At 36.0% G+C, this 19,729-nt stretch carries 18 protein-coding genes and 1 other RNA gene; 9 read left to right on the forward strand and 10 right to left on the reverse strand.

From position 1 onward, the window contains the following. Positions 1-8: 8 nt before the first annotated feature. The 6 genes from fabF to BW932_RS00090 form a co-directional block, all read right to left on the reverse strand. The gene (gene fabF / locus BW932_RS00065) at positions 9-1,253 is read right to left on the reverse strand and encodes a beta-ketoacyl-ACP synthase II (protein ID WP_076384133.1); all 1,245 of its coding nucleotides are present in this window, start codon (positions 1,251-1,253) and stop codon (positions 9-11) included. A 27-nt stretch (positions 1,254-1,280) separates the two neighbouring features. Further along, positions 1,281-1,520: an acyl carrier protein gene (locus BW932_RS00070; protein ID WP_076384135.1), complete on the reverse strand. Its 240-nt coding sequence runs from the start codon at positions 1,518-1,520 to the stop codon at positions 1,281-1,283. A 300-nt stretch (positions 1,521-1,820) separates the two neighbouring features. Continuing rightward, complete coding sequence (gene hutG, locus BW932_RS00075; RefSeq protein ID WP_076384137.1) at positions 1,821-2,750, reverse strand: formimidoylglutamase; 930 nt, start codon at positions 2,748-2,750, stop codon at positions 1,821-1,823. A 15-nt stretch (positions 2,751-2,765) separates the two neighbouring features. After that, the gene (gene paaA, locus BW932_RS00080; RefSeq protein ID WP_076384139.1) at positions 2,766-3,710 is read right to left on the reverse strand and encodes a 1,2-phenylacetyl-CoA epoxidase subunit PaaA; all 945 of its coding nucleotides are present in this window, start codon (positions 3,708-3,710) and stop codon (positions 2,766-2,768) included. 27 nt (positions 3,711-3,737) lie between these two features. Continuing rightward, positions 3,738-3,995 carry a hypothetical protein gene (locus BW932_RS00085; protein WP_076384141.1) on the reverse strand — a complete coding sequence of 86 codons (258 nt, stop codon included), beginning with the start codon at positions 3,993-3,995 and terminating at the stop codon, positions 3,738-3,740. 17 nt (positions 3,996-4,012) lie between these two features. After that, positions 4,013-5,101 (reverse strand): FAD-binding oxidoreductase, encoded by a 1,089-nt coding sequence (locus BW932_RS00090; protein WP_076384143.1) that lies wholly within the window; start codon positions 5,099-5,101, stop codon positions 4,013-4,015. Between the two features lie 341 nt (positions 5,102-5,442). Here BW932_RS00090 and clpB point away from each other — a divergent pair, with 341 nt between their 5' ends. Both clpB and BW932_RS00105 read left to right on the forward strand, forming a co-directional pair. Beyond that, positions 5,443-8,037, forward strand: coding sequence for an ATP-dependent chaperone ClpB (clpB, locus tag BW932_RS00095; protein ID WP_076384145.1), 2,595 nt, complete (start codon positions 5,443-5,445; stop codon positions 8,035-8,037). Between the two features lie 647 nt (positions 8,038-8,684). Then, the gene (locus BW932_RS00105; RefSeq protein ID WP_076384149.1) at positions 8,685-10,610 is read left to right on the forward strand and encodes an ABC-F family ATP-binding cassette domain-containing protein; all 1,926 of its coding nucleotides are present in this window, start codon (positions 8,685-8,687) and stop codon (positions 10,608-10,610) included. 105 nt (positions 10,611-10,715) lie between these two features. On the opposite strand, the gene BW932_RS00110 is transcribed toward BW932_RS00105, so the two are convergent. Continuing rightward, a complete protein-coding gene (locus tag BW932_RS00110; RefSeq protein WP_076384151.1) occupies positions 10,716-11,591 on the reverse strand; it encodes a DUF4846 domain-containing protein in 876 nt (291 codons plus the stop codon). A 152-nt stretch (positions 11,592-11,743) separates the two neighbouring features. On the opposite strand from BW932_RS00110, the gene BW932_RS00115 reads away from it, so the two are divergent. From BW932_RS00115 to BW932_RS00130, 5 genes are read left to right on the forward strand one after another with little or no spacing between them, the layout of a single operon-like run. Then, entirely contained in the window at positions 11,744-13,072 is a 1,329-nt protein-coding gene (locus BW932_RS00115) for a hydroxymethylglutaryl-CoA reductase, degradative (RefSeq protein WP_076384153.1), read from the forward strand. A gap of 1 nt (position 13,073) precedes the next feature. Next, on the forward strand, positions 13,074-13,244 hold the full coding sequence (locus BW932_RS14275; RefSeq protein WP_159436406.1) for a hypothetical protein: 171 nt from the start codon (positions 13,074-13,076) through the stop codon (positions 13,242-13,244). Between the two features lie 3 nt (positions 13,245-13,247). Next, a complete protein-coding gene (locus tag BW932_RS00120; RefSeq protein WP_076384155.1) occupies positions 13,248-13,634 on the forward strand; it encodes a DUF423 domain-containing protein in 387 nt (128 codons plus the stop codon). Continuing rightward, positions 13,634-13,894 carry a hypothetical protein gene (locus BW932_RS00125; RefSeq protein ID WP_076384157.1) on the forward strand — a complete coding sequence of 87 codons (261 nt, stop codon included), beginning with the start codon at positions 13,634-13,636 and terminating at the stop codon, positions 13,892-13,894. The genes BW932_RS00120 and BW932_RS00125 overlap by 1 nt, the downstream gene beginning before the upstream one ends. A 2-nt stretch (positions 13,895-13,896) precedes the next feature. After that, positions 13,897-14,766, forward strand: coding sequence for a DMT family transporter (locus BW932_RS00130; protein WP_076384159.1), 870 nt, complete (start codon positions 13,897-13,899; stop codon positions 14,764-14,766). A gap of 23 nt (positions 14,767-14,789) precedes the next feature. On the opposite strand, the gene BW932_RS00135 is transcribed toward BW932_RS00130, so the two are convergent. Next, positions 14,790-15,764 carry a phosphatidylserine decarboxylase gene (locus tag BW932_RS00135; protein WP_221404506.1) on the reverse strand — a complete coding sequence of 325 codons (975 nt, stop codon included), beginning with the start codon at positions 15,762-15,764 and terminating at the stop codon, positions 14,790-14,792. A gap of 715 nt (positions 15,765-16,479) precedes the next feature. On the opposite strand from BW932_RS00135, the gene sucC reads away from it, so the two are divergent. Continuing rightward, positions 16,480-17,673: an ADP-forming succinate--CoA ligase subunit beta gene (gene sucC, locus BW932_RS00140; RefSeq protein WP_076384160.1), complete on the forward strand. Its 1,194-nt coding sequence runs from the start codon at positions 16,480-16,482 to the stop codon at positions 17,671-17,673. Positions 17,674-17,842: 169 nt separating this feature from the next. Here the strand turns inward: sucC and BW932_RS00145 are convergent, their stop codons facing one another. After that, positions 17,843-18,676, reverse strand: coding sequence for a mechanosensitive ion channel family protein (locus BW932_RS00145; protein ID WP_076384162.1), 834 nt, complete (start codon positions 18,674-18,676; stop codon positions 17,843-17,845). 195 nt (positions 18,677-18,871) lie between these two features. On the opposite strand from BW932_RS00145, the gene rnpB reads away from it, so the two are divergent. Continuing rightward, positions 18,872-19,198, forward strand: an RNA gene (rnpB, locus tag BW932_RS00150) — RNase P RNA component class A. A gap of 13 nt (positions 19,199-19,211) precedes the next feature. On the opposite strand, the gene BW932_RS00155 is transcribed toward rnpB, so the two are convergent. Next, positions 19,212-19,727: a hypothetical protein gene (locus BW932_RS00155; protein WP_076384164.1), complete on the reverse strand. Its 516-nt coding sequence runs from the start codon at positions 19,725-19,727 to the stop codon at positions 19,212-19,214. Positions 19,728-19,729: the final 2 nt, after the last annotated feature.

The following is a 19,729-nucleotide window of genomic DNA, read 5'->3' on the forward strand; positions in this document are numbered from 1 at the left end:
AAATTTTCTTAGATTTTAGTGAAAAGTACACAGGCATTGTGTCCACCGAAACCGAAGGTATTGCTCATCGCTATATTTACTTCCTTTTTTACCGCATTGTTAAAGGTAAAATTAAGTCGGCTGTCAATTTTTTCATCATCTGTAAAATGATTGATGGTAGGTGGTACAATTCCATGAGTTATGCTGTTCAGTATGGCAATCGCTTCAATCACGCCAGCTGCACCAAGTAAGTGACCCGTAACTGATTTGGTAGAATTAATTTGAATGTCGAAAGCGTGTTCACCAAATAATCGAGAAATTGCGTTTGATTCTGCAATGTCACCCAATGGAGTAGAAGTACCATGCATATTGATGTGATCTACTTCGTCGGCTGTTACACCTGCATCTTCTAAACAATTTTTCATTACCAGATAAGCGCCTAAACCTTCAGGATGAGGAGCGGTCATGTGATAAGCATCTGCACTCATTCCACCTCCAGTTAATTCTGCGTAAATCGTAGCGCCACGTTTTATTGCGTGTTCATATTCTTCTAAAATAATGGTTCCTGCTCCTTCTCCTAAAACAAAACCATCTCGGTCTTTATCAAAAGGTCGTGAAGCGGTTTTTGGATCATCATTTCTGGTAGAAAGTGCCATCATCGCATTAAAACCACCAACACCACTTGCTGTAATTGCAGCTTCAGAACCACCACAAACAATGACGTCGGCTTTGCCTAACTGAATGAGCATTTTACCGTCAATCAAAGCATTTGCAGAGGAAGCACACGCTGAAACAGTAGTGTAATTCGGTCCGTGAAATCCGTATTCAATAGAAATTTGACCTCCAGTAATATCGGCGATCATTTTTGGGATAAAGAAAGGATTAAATCGAGGAATATCTGTTCCTGCCCACTCTAAAACTTCTTTTTCAAAAGTTGATAAGCCACCAATTCCAGAACCCCAGATCACCCCAACTCTGTTTTTGTCCACATGGTCTTCGATAATCCTAGAATGTTCTACGGCTTCTCTTGCGGCAACGAGTCCGAACTGCGTGTTTCGGTCCATTTTTTTTGATTCTTTCTTATCGAAATAATTCAATGGATCGAAATTTTTTACTTCGCAGGCGAATTTGGTTTTGAAATTTGTGGCATCAAAAAGAGTAATAGGAGCAGCACCGCTCTCACCTTTCACAAGGCTTTCCCAGTAATCTTTGGCATTATTTCCAACAGGCGTAATAGCGCCGAAACCGGTAACAACTACTCTTTTTAATTCCATAAATTTTTTTTTCGTTGAGATCGAATATTATTTGTTCACTACTTCTTCAATATAAGCAACAGCGTGTCCTACAGTGGTGATTTTTTCTGCTTGATCATCAGGAATTTGGATGTTAAATTCCTTTTCGAATTCCATAATTAATTCTACAGTATCCAATGAATCAGCTCCTAAATCGTTAGTAAAGCTAGCTTCTGGAGTAACTTCTGTTTCCTCAACGTCGAGTTTATCAGCGATAATAGCCTTTACTCTTGATGCAATGTCTGACATAGTAATTTATTTTAATAAGTTGTTAATTGCTGCAAATATATAAAATTCTTTATAATTTGAAGTTTTTTTAGAAATAATTAATCATTAATAGGCTTAATAAATCGATTGTTTTGCAATCCGCTTATTTGCCAATACTTACAGAAAATTTTAGAAAATGTTCTTTGTAAATTCTAAATTCAGCAGCTGAAGATTTATTAATAGTAATGATCATTCATGTAAATTAAGAAAGGATTATTAAGCGAAATAGAAATAAAAAGGAGTCCTCTGTTTTTCTAAGTGATTTGTGAGCTTCTGTTTTTTCTATACCATAAACCATTCATTAACTAAAGCTGCAGCTAATTTTGAAGTTCGTTCTGCAATATCGTGGGTTGGATTCACCTCGCAGACATCTAAAGCTTTCAATTTTTGTGAATCTAAAATATGTTTATAAAAATGCATAAAGGAAGCGTCGGCAAAAATTCCATTGTAGGCAGAAGCAGAAACTCCGGGAGCGATTGAAGCATTGAAAACGTCCATGCAAATGGTAACGTAAAGTAGGTCGGCTTCTTCTACGAAATCATCGATTTTTGAATAAACATTGGGGAGGTTTTCAAAGAAAATTTCATCTGCTAAAATGTATTTCATTCCGTTTTTGTGGGCAATGTCAAAAAGCTTTAAGGTATTCGAATTGCGCTGAATTCCAATATGTAAGGAGTGCAGTTTTTCTTCTTGCGCAATTTGCCAAAATCCCGTTCCCGATGTTGAACCCACTTTCAAATCTATTTCCCGATTATCAAAATGTGCATCTATATTAATGATGCCAATTTTTTTATTCGGAAAAGCTTTTCTAATACCAGAATAATGAGCGTACATGGATTCATGGCCGCCTCCGAAAACTACTGATCTGCCGCCTTTTTCTAATGTTTTTTGAACTTTTTCAGCCAGAAGATTTTGAGCCTGCTCCAAATTTTCGTCCCGATAACTATCGGGATTGCATTCCAAATTTCCAAAATCTTTTAAAGAAAAATCTGGATTTACAACCGGAAAATTCGCGCAATTTTTTCTGATGAAATCGGGAGCGTCTTTCGCACCGACTCTTCCTTTGTTTCTTTTCACGCCTTCATCCACCGCAAATCCGTGTAAAACGAAATCATTCGGTAAAATATTTTCGTAATTATTTTCCAAAGAGACCCTTTGAAAAATTCTGTGATATAAAGGTTCATCACCATCGAAACGTCCAGTCCAGATCATAAATTATATTTTCACTTAAAGATTTGCAGTTTCATGCTTCATATTTCCCGCAAAAGCCATCGCCGCATCTTTCACCCAAGAATGTTCACGTTGAGCTTTTCTTTTCGTTTCCAAACGCTTTTTGTTGCAAGGTCCGTTTCCTTTCAAAACTTCCATAAATTCATCCCAAGGTAAATCTCCGAAATCGTAATGTTGTCTTTCTTCGTTCCATTTTAAATTTTCATCCGGAACTTTTAATCCTAAAAATTCTGCCTGAGAAACCGTAACATCCACAAATCTTTGACGCAAATCATCATTGCTTTCTCTTTTTACCCGATAATTCATGGATTTCTTTGAATTTGGAGAATCGGAATCGTTTGGTCCAAACATCATCAAAGCTGGCCACCAAAAGCGGTTCAAAGCTTGCTGTGCTAAATCTTTTTGCTCTTTTGTTCCTCGACAAAGCGTCATCAAAATTTCATAACCCTGTCTTTGATGAAAAGATTCCTCTTTGCAAATTCTTACCATCGCTCTGGAATAAGGTCCGTAAGAATTCCCCATCAACATGACCTGATTCATAATTGCAGCGCCATCAACTAACCAACCGATCGCTCCAATATCTGCCCAGGAAAGTGCAGGATAATTGAAAATGCTGGAATATTTTGCTTTTCCGGAAAGCATATCGTTGTACGTAGAATCGCGGTCTGCAGCAATTTCTCCGTTGTTCAAAGTTTCTGTTGCAGCATATAAATAAAGTCCGTGTCCGGCTTCATCCTGAATTTTTGCCAAAAGTGCCATTTTTCTTCTTAAAGTTGGCGCACGGGAAATCCAGTTAGCTTCCGGAAGCATTCCTACAATCTCGGAATGGGCGTGCTGAGAAATTTGGCGAACCAACAGTTTTCTGTAATCATCGGGCATTACATCTTTTGGTTCTACTTTATTTTCGTCTTGAACGTATTCTAAAAATTTTTCCTGATTCATCTTAATTTTTTTAAATTAATCATTTAATTAGATAGAGGGAATTGCAGTTTCCTCTGGAATGTACAATCCAATTCTGCCTTCCGAAAATTCACCAACGACAAAAGTGATGGTTTTTTCAGCGCTTTTTATTTCGTATTGATTGAATAAATAAGGATTTCCACTTAATGGACCAATTACTTCAATCTTTCTTTCGGAACAATTCCAATAATGATTCCAAATGTTGATTCCTTCGATTTTAAATTCTTTGTCAACTTCTATTAAAGAAACAAATTTCCAGTTTTGCATTTTTTTAAATTTAAAAATTATACATCATAATTCAGCATCACCACATTTGTTGTCGGGTGACATTGACAGGTCAAAACAAAACCGCGCGCAACTTCATCTTCGGTCAACGCGAAATTTTTCTCCATAAAAACTTCACCTTCCATCACTTGTGCTTTGCAAGTACAGCAAACGCCGCCTTTGCACGCGAATGGAACCGGAAGTTTATCGTTCAACGCCTGATCCAAAATACTTCTTTTCTTAGAATTCAGGTGAAAAGAATATTCATCATCATCAATGATTAAAGTGACCATGCTTTCCAAGTTCGGAATGGCCTTAAATTCATCGCTCATTTCAGAACTTTCTCCGTCGTCCGGCGCCGAATAATACTCATACATTACTTGCAATGAAGGAACTTTTTTGTCTTTTTTCAGATAATCCCCAATTCCTTTGATCATTTCAGAAGGTCCACAAATAAAATAGGTAGAATCCTGGACAGGAATTTCCGGAAATTTTTCAAAAATAAGATCCAGTTTTTCCGCGGAAATTCTGCCTTCAAAAAGTTCATCTTCGAAATGTTTTTCTCTCGAAACCAGATAGAAGACTTTTAATTTTCCTTCAAACTGCGCTACTAAAGCATCAATTTCTTTTTTAAAAATAATTTCAGCGAAACTTTTATTGCTAAAAATCAAATATCCGTTGCTTTTCGGTTCTTGATAAAGTGCTTCTTTTAGATTCGATAAAACGGGAGAAATTCCACTTCCTGCCGCTAAACCAATGTAATTTTTTTCATTCGATGGATGATAATGCGTGTAGAAATGTCCGGAAGGAGCCATGACTTCAACAAAATCCCCCAATTTTAAAACCTGATTTAAATAAGTGGAAACTTTTCCATTATCGAGGTGTTTGACCAGGATTTCCAGATCGCCGTTTCCTTCACTTGGTGCGTTGACAATCGAGTAACTTCTTCGCAGATCTTCTTCGCCCATCAGAAATCGTACATTGATGTATTGCCCTTGTTTAAAGGTAAATTCATGTCTTAATTCGGGCGGAATTGCAAAAGCGATGTGAACACAATCGTTCGTTTCCTTGCTTACTTTTGTCGTTTTTAATGAATGAAAATGGTGCATAAATAATGTTAAATATATAAAAGGTGAGTTCAACAAATATACTTATTTTTTAGAAGCTAAAAATAGATGATTAATTTCAGAGTAATAAAAAATTTAAACAGCTCTTTTATGTCTTACCTTTAGAATATGATAATACAAATGTGGAAATATTGTCTGATTATCAAGGTGTTAAAATTTATATTTCGGAAATTCTGACAGTATTTTTTTAAGAAAATTGAATAAGTATAGTTTTTGAGAGCATCTCATCGAATGATTATAATTGATTAGAAAAAGTAGGAATTCCTCCTAAAAAATTGAGTTTCTACTATTTCTAAAATTTTTAACCTTTAAAAAAAATAACAATGAATTTAAATCAATATACTGTAAAATCACAAGAAGCCATCCAAAAAGCACAACAGGTGGCAATGGAATTTGGCAATCAGCAAATAGAACCACAACATTTATTGGAAGGGATTTTCCAAACAGAAGAAAATATTTCGGAGTTTTTGTTAAAGAAATCAGAAGCCGAATTAACTTTAGTCAGAGAAAGAAACCGAGAAAATCTCGAAAAACTACCAAAAGTGGAAGGTGGAAATATTTACCTTTCCCAAAATGCGAATAAAGTTTTGCTCGATGCGCCCAATATTGCAAAGAAAATGGGAGACGAGTTTGTGACCATCGAACATCTGTGGCTTTCTTTATTGGATGTGAATTCTGAGGTTTCCAAAATGCTCAAAGATATGGGCATCACGAAAAAAGGTTTGGAAATGGCGATCAACGAATTGCGAAAAGGCTCGAAAGCAACTTCTGCAAGTTCCGAAGAAACCTATCAAAGTTTAAACAAATACGCTAAAAATTTCAATGTTCTCGCCGCAGAAGGGAAACTTGATCCTGTAATTGGGCGCGATGAAGAAATTAGAAGAGTTTTGCAGATTCTTTCCAGAAGAACCAAAAATAATCCAATCCTAATTGGTGAACCCGGAGTTGGTAAAACCGCGATCGCAGAAGGAATTGCGCACCGAATTATTTCCGGCGATATTCCCGAAAATTTGCAGGATAAAACCTTGTACTCTTTAGATATGGGTGCTCTAATTGCGGGTGCAAAATACAAAGGTGAGTTTGAAGAACGCTTAAAATCCGTTATTAATGAAGTCACCAATTCTGCAGGACAGATTATCCTTTTCATCGATGAGATCCACACTTTAGTTGGAGCAGGAGGTGGAGAAGGCGCGATGGATGCGGCAAATATTCTGAAACCGGCTTTAGCGAGAGGAGAATTGAGAGCGATTGGTGCGACGACTTTAAATGAATATCAAAAATATTTTGAAAAAGACAAAGCGTTAGAAAGACGTTTCCAAAAAGTAATGGTAGAAGAACCCGATACCGAATCGGCGATTTCTATTCTGCGTGGAATTAAAGATAAATATGAAGCCCACCATAAAGTTCGGATCAAAGATGAAGCAATTATTGCCGCAGTGGAGCAATCACAACGTTATATTTCTGACCGTTTTTTACCGGATAAAGCCATCGATCTCATTGATGAAGCGTCCGCTAAATTGAGAATGGAAATCAATTCAAAACCTGAAGAACTCGATGTTTTGGATCGAAAACTGATGCAGATGGAAATTGAATTAGCAGCAATTTCCCGGGAAGGAAATGATATTAAAGTCACTCATCTGAAAGAAGATATTTCCAGAATTTCTGAAGAGCGCAATGAAATTAATGCGAAATGGTTGAAGGAAAAACAAAAATCGGAGGATTTAACTTCCATTAAAAATGATATTGAAGCATTAAAATTAGAAGCAGAAAGGGCTTCGAGAATCGGGGATTATGCAAAAGTAGCCGAAATTCAGTACGGAAAAATAAAAGAAAAAGAAGATGATTTGCAAAAACTCGAACTCGAAATGCAAAACCATCAAAACGAGCTGATCAAAGAGGAAGTGACCGCAGAAAATATTTCCGAAGTCATTTCAAAATGGACCGGAATTCCTGTCACGAAATTAATTCAGTCTGAAAGAGAAAAATTGTTGCATCTGGAAGATGAACTGCACAAAAGAGTAGTGGGACAGGAAGAAGCCATTGAATCAGTTGCGGATGCTATTAGAAGAAATCGTGCAGGATTGAGCGACGAGAAAAAACCGATCGGAAGTTTTCTTTTCCTCGGAACAACTGGAGTTGGGAAAACCGAATTGGCAAAAGCACTCGCAGAATATCTGTTCGATGACGAAAATAATATGACGAGAATTGACATGAGTGAATATCAGGAAAGGCATTCTGTTTCGCGATTGGTTGGAGCGCCTCCTGGATATGTTGGTTACGATGAAGGTGGACAATTAACAGAAGCGGTGCGAAGAAGACCTTATTCCGTGGTGCTTTTAGATGAAATTGAAAAAGCGCATCCCGATGTTTTCAACACTTTATTGCAAGTTTTGGATGATGGACGATTAACCGATAATAAAGGCAGGGTTGTGAATTTTAAAAACTCGATCATTATTATGACTTCCAATTTGGGATCGCATTTGATTCAGGAAAATTTCGAAAATATCACCGATGACAATGCGGAGGAAATTGTGGCGAAGACCAAAGAAGAAGTTTTCACCTTGTTGAAGCAAACGTTACGTCCAGAATTTTTGAACAGAATTGATGAAATCGTTCTTTTCCAACCTTTGAATAAAAAAGAAATTGGCAAAATTGTGCATTATCAATTAAGAGGCTTTAATGATATGCTTGCAAAACGAGGCATTTTCATGACCGCAACCGAAGATGCGATTACTTATATTACCAATAAAGGTTACGATCCGGCTTTCGGTGCAAGACCGTTAAAAAGAGTTTTGCAGCAAGAAGTTTTAAACAAACTGTCGAAAGAAATCCTTGCAGGTCATGTAAATGATGGTGATCGAATCATACTCGATTATTTCGACGAAAGCGGTTTGGTTTTCCGGCAGACAGAAAATTAAGAACTTTCCTATTTAAATAATTATAAAAACCGACCAATTGAAATTTCAAAAGGTCGGTTTTTTGGATTTTAGGACTATTAATGCTGAGTTTTTAGATTTTTTACAGCGGATCTTACACTAGAGTCCTGACTGAAATTAAGGAAAAAAGTATTGATAATCATGGCCTTTAATAAATATTTTGGATGGAGTTAAGTTAAACGCACCTATATTTAAACAAATTGTGACCATTTTTATCGCTTCATTGGTATAATAAATTATTTCATTAATCGTAATATTTCAACCTTTGAACAGTCCGTAGATGTATTTTAACTTCTTTCCCCATAAAAAGAAATTAAATGCAAAAAAAGTTTTTTTATCTAAAAAATATATCTATTATTGCAGTGTTCAAATGCTCGCAAGAGCAAAGAATAAATTTTTTTTCATCATTTGTGTTTTTAGAATCCACTTTCATCGGTGGATTCTTTTTTTATATATAATGTAGCTTTCTAGTGGCTGTGTCTGCATTTAGCGATGTTATTTCATACCGGAATTCACCGTGTTTTTTGATTCGATATAAAAATTCACCGTTTTCAAAAACAATAAGTAATTCAATTAGTTTCACTACTTTTGCACCTCGAAAATTCACACAATTATAAGCATTCATTACTATGATTTCGGTTCAAAGTTTAGGTCTTCATCATTCAGGAAATTATCTTTTTCAAAACGTCAATTTTACCATCAAAAAAGATGATAAGATTGGTTTAGTTGGAAAAAATGGAGCAGGAAAATCTACCTTGTTGAAAATGCTTACCGGAGAAATCAATTTCTACGAAGGCAGCATTGTGCAGGAAGGAACCGTAACGATTGGTTTTTTGAAACAAGATTTAGATTTTGTGAAAGGACGAACGGTTTGGGAAGAAACCATGCAAGCTTTTGAGCAAATCAATGCCATGAAAAATGAGCTTGATGAGGTGAATCATCAATTGGTGACAAGAACCGACTATGAAAGTGATGCTTACGAAAACATCATTCATAGAATGACGGAACTGAATGATCTTTTGATGCATTATGATGCCTACAATTTGGAAGGTGATGTAGAGAAAGTTTTGCTTGGTTTAGGTTTTAAAGCGGATGATTTTCAGAAAATTACCGATGATTTTTCTGGTGGTTGGAGAATGAGAATTGAACTCGCGAAACTGCTTTTGCAGAAAAATGATCTCATGCTTCTGGATGAGCCAACCAATCACTTGGACATGGAATCCATTATTTGGCTCGAAGCTTTTTTGAAAGATTATCCAGGTTCCATCGTATTGGTAAGTCACGATAAGCAATTTATGACCTCTGTTTGTAATCGAACATTCGACATTAATAATAGAAAAGTTGACGATTATAAAGCCAATTATACCAAATATTTGGAGCTGAGTAAAGAGCGAAAAGAAAAACAGATACAGGCGAAGAAAAATCAGGATGTAGAAATAAAGCAAATGGAAGATAACATCAACCGTTTTCGCGCGTCTGCAACCAAATCTTCTTTTGCGCAGTCTTTAATCAAAAAATTAGATAAATTGGAAAGGATCGAAGTTGATACGGATGATGTTTCTAAATTTAATATCCGTTTTCAGCCCGCTGTAACTCCCGGAAAAGTAGTTTTCGAAGCGAAAAATCTTGGAAAAGCGTATGGTAATAAACAGATTTTTGATAAAGTAGATTTCTTTATCGAACGTGGACAGAGAATCGCTTTATTAGGTCAAAATGGACAGGGAAAAACAACTTTAGCAAAAATTTTAGCCGGAGAAATTACGGATACAACGGGAGAATGGAATCTTGGTCACAATGTGAACATCGGTTATTTTGCCCAAAATCAGGAAGAAGTTTTAACACCGAATAAAACGGTTTTGGAAGAAGCCGAAGATTCCGCAACCGAAGAAACCCGACCAAGAGTTCGCGATTTATTGGGAAGTTTCCTTTTTCAGGGAGAAGATGTTCAGAAAAAAACCAAAGTACTTTCGGGTGGAGAAAGAAACCGGTTGGCTTTGTGTAAATTGTTGCTGCGTCCTTTCAATACGTTGATTATGGATGAGCCGACGAATCACTTGGATATTCAATCGAAGGAAATCATCAAAATGGCGCTTCAAAAATTTGAGGGAACATTGATCGTTATTTCTCACGACCGGGAATTTCTACAAGGATTGAGTGATAAGATTTTCGAATTCCGCGATGGAAGGATGAAAGAATTTTTGGGAGATATTAATGATTATTTGGAGTTCCGTCAGAAAGAAAGCATCAGAGAAATTTCTGCAGAAAAATCGAAATTACAAGAACTCAGAAACGAACCAGCTGTAGCGAAGGTAGTTGAAAAACCAGTAGAAAAAGTTACGGTGATCGTCTCCAAAGATCAAAAGAATATTCAAAATAAAATCAAAAAAGTAGAAGAAAAAATTTCTGAACTCGAACTAAAGATCGAGGAAATGGAAGCAAGCTTCACTACGCAAAATCCATCAGAAGAAACTTTAGAACTATACAATTCGAAGAAAGCAGATTTAGATTTGGCTTTGCAAGAATGGGAGTTTTTGGGAACGCAGTTAGATGCGTAATTGAAATTAAGATTTGAAAAAAATACCTAAACCGTGTTAAGATTAAAACTTGACACGGTTTTTTTTGGATGAAAATCCTTTTGCAAAATCTTTATAATTTCATTGTTAAAAATTTCTAAAATTACTCGGCTCAAATATATATCTCGCCGTTTTTGTTTGCGCAGAATTTACGTCCAATTCATACCAAGGTGAAATGTTTGGATTGAAAGGATTTTTTAACAAATGAATCGATTGCGCCGGAGTAAAACCTTCTGCCAAAAGAAAAAGCTTTTTTCCTGCTGCATTTTCGCAAACTCCCGCAATAAAAACAACGTGACCCGGACTTCCTGGCGTAATCAAGAAATCGCCTGTTTTCAAATCTGAAGTTTTTAGGACCGCATTTGATTCTTTATTTAAAGAAATTGTACCTGCATAATTGAAAATCAGATCCAAGTATTTTCTAAAATTTTCATAAGAATCATCGAAATTTTCTGTTTTTCTAAAGCTTACAGAATTGCCATTTACAAAGGCTCGAACTCCATTTTTATAATCGTTCCAGCTCATCAAATCACCACTTGTAAAATGAAATTTAATTTTGTCAAAGTTTTTAGTCTTAAATAAATATTCAGCTCTCAACCGAATCACTGCATCTGCACATTGTTGAAGATCTTTTGTTCCGACATCAAGATCGAAAATGGCTTCATGAAGATTTTGCGTGGTAATTTCACTTCCGTCAAACTTCTTAATTAGTGAACTATACTTTTTCAGTGGAAAGTTTTCCAGAAAATAACCGAATGAATTAGCTTTTTCATCGATCCAATGATAATTTTTGGGTGCCTCAAATCGTTCTTTAACGGTGTTTTTATCTATATTTATTTTCGGTAAAGTTTTCGAATTTGAAATTTCAGAATTTTCCGCTTTCAGAATTTTCGAAATAGAACTTTCGCTCTTTTTGCAGGTAAAAAGAAAAATCAAAGGCAAAAAAAGAAGTAATTTTTTCATTACTTAAAGATAGAATTTTTTTTTATTCGTCATTTCTCGAAATTCATCCAACATCCAACATCCAACATCCAACTTCAGTCTTCATACTTCCGTCCTTCAACTTCCAAACATCCCACCGAATTTCTTATCTTTGAATTTCAAATTAAAATTCCATGAATCACAGTCCGGTTGAAGGTTTTTCTAAACTTTCAAAACAAAGTAAAATAGATTGGCTCATCAAAGAATATCTGAATGAAGACCGCAGTTACGAACAGGTTCTTCAGCAATATTGGAACAGCGATGAAACTTTGCAAAAACTCCACGAAGAATTTTCGGAAAACACGATTTCTAATTTTTATATGCCGTATGGAATTGCCCCAAATTTCCTGATCGATGGAAAGTTGTTGGCTTTACCAATGGCGGTTGAAGAAAGTTCCGTGGTTGCAGCAGCTTCGAAAGCGGCAAAATTCTGGATTGATAAAGGCGGTTTCAAAACAACCATCATTAATACGAAAAAACTCGGTCACACGCATTTTATTTTGAATGTGGAACCGCATAAAGTTTTGCATTTCTTCAACTTTAAATTAAAGAAAAAACTCTTTGAAGCGACAGAAGAAATTACCAAAAACATGAGAAATCGTGGCGGCGGAATTTTGAATATTCGGTTGATCGATAAAACCGCAGATTTGGAAAATTATTTTCAGTTGAAGGCGAGTTTTGATACCGTAGATTCGATGGGTGCGAATTTCATCAATTCCTGTTTGGAACAATTTGGAAAAACTTTGAAAGAAGAAGTTCAAAATGAAGACGCATTTTCTCAGGAAGAGAAAGATTCTTTACAAATTGTGATGAATATTCTCTCCAACTTTACACCAGATTGTATTGTAAGAGCCGAAGTTTCCTGTAAAATTGAGGACTTGAATGATGATAGCGGAATTTCTAATGAGGAATTTGCGACCAAATTTAAACGTGCCGTTACGATTGCAGAAATTGAACCGTATCGCGCAACCACGCACAATAAAGGAATAATGAACGGAGTTGATGCTGTAGTAATTGCAACCGGAAATGATTTCCGAGCAACCGAAGCTTGTGCGCATGCTTATGCAGCGAAAGATGGAAAATATTCCAGTTTGACCCATTGTACAATTGATAACGGGATTTTTAGGTTTTGGATTGATTTGCCGATTTCTGTGGGCGTTGTCGGTGGTTTAACGAATCTTCATCCGCTCGTTAAATTTTCTTTGGCGCTTTTGGGAAAACCTTCTGCGCAGGAATTGATGAGTATTTTGGCGGTTTCCGGATTGGCGCAGAATTTTGGCGCGCTTCGTTCTTTAACCACAACCGGAATTCAAAAGGGACACATGAAAATGCATTTGTTCAATATTTTGAATCAATTAGAAGCGACGGAAGAAGAGAAAAATTATTTTGTGAATTATTTTAAAGACAAAACGGTGTCTCACCATGAAGTGATTTCGGAGTTTAATCTTTTGAGAAAAAAATAATATGTTCGGAATCGTTTTAGGATTTTTTATATTGATTTTTGGGCTTTTTTTAAAAGTGACCAAAGATCCAAAATTGGCAACCTCGAAAAAATTTTCGTGGATGTTTATTTTGATTGGAATTTTATCAGTTGTAGGGAAATTATTTATGATGTATCAAAAAGGAGAAATTTAAATTATGAAAAATACCACCTTAATTATCGGAGCAGTTTACGGATTGCTGTCTGTTATTTTAGGCGCTTTCGGCGCACATGCTTTGAAAAAAGTGATTTCCGTAGAAAAACTCATCAGTTTTGAAACCGGTGTGAGATATCAAATGTATGCTGCACTTTTTTTATTAATCGTGGGTTATATTTTGAAATTTGAAACGCCTTCTGAGAAATGGATTTCTATTTTAATGATTGCGGGAACTTTCATTTTTTCGGTGACCATTTATTTATTGGCTTTTAGTGAAGTGGCTGCAATTCCTACAAAAATCATTGGACCTTTAACGCCACTTGGAGGATTGTTGATGATTATTTCCTGGGCGATGTTGATCTTTTATTTGGTGAAAAATAAGATATAATGTTTTTCATTTTCGGAATTAAGACCAAACTAAAGCGTAAAGAAGATCGTAAAATCCTGAAAAACGGATTGCACGTTAATGCTATTATTAAAGTATATCAATATTATTTCGAACTTTTCTTTATTCCGCTCATTCCTCTTGGCAAAAAATACAGCATTTATATTCCCCATTCCGACGAATATTATGAAACCAATTATTTTTCGAAAGAGATGCCGGAAGAATATTTAGAAATCTGTAAAGAAGTTGGAAGGCTTTATTGATCATGACCAAACCAAGAATCGCTTTATTTCTCGGCATTTTATGCATCTCTATTTTTCCGGTGATCGTAAGAATGAATCTCACGTCCGGATTAATTTCTGCTTTTTACAGAATGGCAATTGCAACGGCAATACTTTTACCCATCGCTATTTATAAAGATAAAGTTCGGTTAGAAAATATCAAAATGCTTTTTCCTATTGCGGTTTGCGGAATTCTGTTCGCTTCGGATATTGCAGTCTGGAATATTTCCATTCAAAATTCCTCCGCAACACAGGCAACTTTACTCACGAATTTGTCTCCGATTTGGGTCGGCGTTTTTTCCTTTATTTTTCTCAGTTACCGTCCGAAGAAAAGTTTTTGGCTCGGAACTTTAATTGCGTTAATGGGAATGATTGTTTTTGTAGGCATTGAAACGATTTTAGAATTCAAACTCGATTTTGCCTTTTTTCTCGGAATTCTTTCAGGATTGTTGTATGCGATTTATATATTGGTGAGTAAGAATGTTTTGGCGAAAATGAATATCATTACTTTTATGCTCTACAGCATGATTTTCAGTACAGTATTTCTCTTTTTCATTAATGTTTTCTTCCATGAAAGTTTTGTTGGTTTTTCGGAAAAAGCCTGGTATTCTCTTTTTGTTCAAGGAGTTGTTTGTCAGTTGATTGCGTGGTTGCTTATCAGTTACGCAACCCAAAAAATGCGGGCAACACGTGTTTCGTTAAGCTTGTTGAGTCAAGCGATATTTGCCACAATTTTAGCAGCGATCTTTGTAAATGAAAAAATTACAAATGTTCAAATGATCGGAAGTGTCATTATTTTAGCGGGAATTGCGACTACTTTTTATGAGAAGAAAATAGTTCGAAAATCTTTGTAATAAAATACAAAAGATAAAAAGTTTTATTTTTTTACCGCAATTTTTTCACCCATTTTGATGGTCGTTTCTAATCCTTTCGACGTGTTAATCAATAAATCGGAATCAATATTAATGTGGTCTTTCTCAAACAATAAAACTACAGTTGAACCGCCGAATTTAAAATATCCTTTTTCTTCGCCTTTTTTCACTGTAGTGCCGTTATAAGTTTTGATCATGCTTCCGACCATTGTTGCGCCCACTTCTACCATGACAACATCTCCAAAAGCTGCACTTTTTATAATGCCATATTCTCTTTTATTCAGCCAGAAAATTTCGGCTTTTTTACGAAGAGCTAAAGGATTTACAGAATAATAATCGCCGTCGATCTTCGTATTTGAGGATGAGGTGGTTCCACTTACCGGAAAATGATAACGGTGATAATCCGGTGGTGCAAGTCGGAAAACGATCATGGCTCCGTCTTCATATTTTTTCGCCAGTTCGGGGTTGTTCAAAAATGATTGAACATTAAATCTGAAACCTTTAATATAGAAATCAGAATTATTGACATTGGTAAAAGCTAAAATTTTTCCATCTGCGGGAGAAGCTACTGCAAGGGAATCTGCAATGATTGGTCTTGATTCGGGTTTGAGTTTGCGCGTGAAAAAATCATTAAAACTATTGAAATTTTGTGTTTGAGCAATACTGATATCAACCTCATATTCTTTGATGAAAGGTTGAATTTTAGCAGCTGATGAATGTTCATCCATCTTGTCTCCATAAATAGAAGTCAGGATTTTTCGTTTTGCGATGATCCACAAACTTGCTTCTCCGACCGGATTATGATACAGCCAATCGAGCCATTTTTCCCCATAAACCTTTTCAATTTTAACCTGTCCGCTTTCGCGATCAATATATGTGATGGGTTTTTGCGCTGGAACGGGAAAAACTGCAAGCACGAAAATCAGTGCTACCATAATCCAGACGAGGGTCCATTTTTTATTTGGTGTTTTAAATTTCATTGTATTTGTTTTCTGCAAAGATCTCATTTTTTAACCCGTAACAATTTATAACTTTTTTGAACGAAATTGCAAATCCTGACTGCAGAACAACGCAAGGATGATTTCGTGGTATTTTTTTTCGCACAGATTTCTCGGATTCGCACAGATTGCACAGATTTACACGGATTTGGACGGATAGAAGTTGGCAACGATTTGAAAAAATAAAAACGATAATTTTTTTTTCTTACATATTAAAATCTGTTCAAATTCGAGAAATCTTTGCGCTAAAAAAATTAGTATTCCACTATTTCTAATGAGAAACAAACTGCGCCCTGAATTGAACGGCATGTTTGCGCTCTCCTGATGCAATCGAAAACGGTGATTTTTATTCTACAGATTAAAATCTGTGCAAATCCGTAAAATCCGTGCTCTAAAAATAATTAATTATTCCACTATTTCTAATGAGAAACGAACTGCGCCCCGGATTGAACGGCATGTTTGAGCTCTCCCGCTGCATTTGAGCGGGGAGCGAGTAGTGAAAGCCGGAAAAGGCGCCCAATAAAAAAATAATATGATGCCTTTCGACGAAGTGAAATGTGCGCCAAAAAATATCATAAAAACCTTCTCGACCTGGTTCAAAGTGTGCGCAAATAATTTAAACACAAAACCTACTATCTAAGCAAATTTTCTTAAATTTGTAAATCTTTAAAAAAAATAAAAATCTAATTTAAATAATATGAATCTTCACGAGTACCAATCGAAAGAAATTTTGGCAAAATACGGCGTAAACATCCAGAGAGGTTTTATCGCAAATAATGTTGATGAAGCTGAAGCTGCAGCAAAAAAATTGACAGAACTAAACGGAAATGAAGGTTGGGTGGTTAAAGCTCAGGTTCACGCCGGTGGACGTGGAAAAGGTGGCGGTGTAAAGTTCTCTCCGAACATGGAAAAACTGAAAGAAAATGCTGGAAACATCATCGGAATGCAGTTGGTAACTCCACAAACTTCTGCAGAAGGGAAAAAAGTGAACTTCGTTTTGGTTGCTGAAGACGTGTATTATCCGGGAGAATCTGAAACCAAAGAGTTTTATGTATCGATCCTTTTAGATAGAGAGCAAGGAAAAAATATGATCGTGTATTCTACAGAAGGTGGGATGGATATTGAGCACGTTGCTGAAGTTACTCCTCATTTAATTCACAATGAAGTGGTTGATCCTGCAGTTGGTTTGCAAGGTTTTCAGGCAAGAAAAATCGCTTTCAACCTAGGTTTGGAAGGTGCTGCTCACAAAGATTTCGTGAAATTCATCGCTTCTTTATATAATGCTTACGTAGGAATTGACGCAAGTCTTTTCGAAATCAACCCGGTTTTAAAAACTTCTGACAATAAAATTATCGCAGTTGATGCTAAAGTTTCTTTAGACGACAACGCTTTGTTCCGTCACAAAGATTTGGCAGAATTGAGAGATACCAGAGAAGAAGATGCTACAGATGTAGAAGCTGGTGAAGCTGGTTTGAACTTCGTGAAATTGGATGGTGATGTTGCATGTATGGTAAATGGAGCTGGACTTGCAATGGCAACGATGGATATCATTAAATTATCTGGCGGAAATCCTGCAAATTTCTTAGACGTTGGTGGAACAGCTGATGCAGAAAGAGTTCAGAAAGCTTTCGGAATTATTTTGAAAGATCCAAACGTAAAAGCAATTTTGATCAATATTTTCGGTGGAATTGTTCGTTGCGACCGTGTTGCACAAGGAATTGTAGATGCGTACAAAGCGATGGGAAGTCTTCCTGTTCCTTTGATCGTGCGTCTTCAAGGTACAAACGCAGTAGAAGCCAAACAATTGATCGATGATTCTGGTTTGCCAGTTCATTCAGTAATCACTTTGGAAGAAGCTGCTAATAAAGTAAAAGAAGTTTTAGGTCACTAAGATTCTCCAAATATTTGTATTAAAAAACCGTTCAATTTTTTGAACGGTTTTTTTTTAAGCTTTTTCCGGCTGTCTTCCATTTCAGCTTGAATTGGTCTAACTTGACTTTTTCTTGTGAATCTTTACAAAAATGATTGAGTTCTCTTTTCTAGAAAATTGAGCGGTCTGTTTAATTGGATAAAGAATCACTGGTTTGGGTTGCTAGTTGAATAGCCGATTCGTCAAGCTTTTTCTTGAGGCGCATCAAAGCTTCACTTCTTATCCGCGTCATATTTTCACCGGTTTTCATAGAAAAGCGGGCTTCAAGATAGAAAATCCCGAAATTCTGTTTCAAAACAATCACTTCAGCTTGCTCCACGTGATTAGCGAATTCGAAAGTTTTAATTTCGTTTAAAATGACTTTAGTAGCTTGCTCTAGGTCCTGAGAATTTGCGATTTGAAGATCAATAAATACTTTTCGCTGTCCTGAAGTTGTGTAATTTACAAATGGAGCACTGAAAATCAATTGATTAGGAATGTATACTTTTTTGCCTTCATCGGTAATGATTTTTGTGGTTAAAAATCCGATAGATTCCACAACACCCGAAATTTCTTTGATAGAAACGTAATCTCCAACCGCAAAAGCTTTATCGATGCCGATCAATGCTCCAGAAAACATGGATGAGACCAAATCTTTTAATGCAACACCTGCAATAACACCCGCAACTCCTAAACTACCTACAAATTTTAAAACAAAGCCGCCCAATCCCATAATTTCTAAGGCAATGAAAGTCCCCATTAAGATGATGAGGAATTTGAAGGTCTTCACGAGAACGATAAAGGAGGTGTTTTTGCTTTTTGGAAAAAAACGGTGAAAGATCCTTACTGTCAATTTGCTCAGATAGGAACTGAACATTACAATCAGTGAAAATACCAAAATCCCCACTACGATTTTAGGGGTTGCTTGTGCGAATCTTTCATACCATCTTTGTAAAACGGAGAAGACAATGTCGTAATAATTCATAGGTCAAAAGTATCAATAATTAAGTTCTGGTCCTTGCAATATTCTTTCCAAAAAAGAGAAATTTTGAAAAAAGATACGTTGATCCCTCATTTATTTAAAAAAAGTTCGCCCAACTTATGAAATTAAGGATTACCGCCAAAACTCAATTTCGTAATTATTAAATCGCTTGCATTAAATTCCTATCTTTGCGGTCCACAAGAAAAACGGCTTGTTGATTCCAGATTTATTTGGGGTAGGAAAGTCCGGACACCATAGAGCAGCAAAACGGATAACATCCGTCGGTCGCGAGATCAGGACCAGTGCAACAGAAAGTATGTATATTCATTTATAGTGAAACCAGGTAAACTCTTTGCGGTGCAATGTTAAGTATATCGGATTTTTTTCAGCAATGAAAAATAGGAGTGGCTCGCTCCAAAAACCGAGGGGTAAACAGCTAAAGCTTTTCAGAAATGTAAAGCGCAGATAAATAACAAGCGTTCAAGCAATTGAAAACAGAATCCGGCTTATAGTTTTTCTTGTGGGTTTTTTCTGAGTATTACTGCGGAAACCGAATTCCACGCAAAAACATTTCCTGAATATTATAATTCATTTCCTCCAAAGACGACGTTGCTAAAACTGCCATATATTTTCCATCCGTCCAACCCATAATTTTGTATTCTTTTCCATCTTTAGATTTGCCCATTTGCAAAATTCCTTTTACATTCGGCTGATTTTCCAAAGTATGACCTTTCCCGAAACCTGCTTTTTGATCTAATGTAAAAACAGCTTTTTCTAGATAAATCATATAACTTTCTAATAAGCTTTCTGGTTTGTCATTGACCACAGTTGGGTGTAATTTTACAATAATAGCGCTGTAATTCATGTTTCCGAAAAGATCATCATAAATAAAGATTTCACTTCCATCTTCTGAAGTTGATTGGTCCCATTTCGGTTCTGTAGGTAAATATATTTGAACAGAAGTTGATGCAACATTGTATTTTGTGAACCTTGGAGTTTGTGCAAAAGCGACAACACCATAAATAAGCAACAATAAAACTAAAACTTTTTTCATCT

The sequence above is a fragment of the Kaistella chaponensis genome (assembly GCF_900156725.1).
Classification (GTDB): domain Bacteria; phylum Bacteroidota; class Bacteroidia; order Flavobacteriales; family Weeksellaceae; genus Kaistella; species Kaistella chaponensis.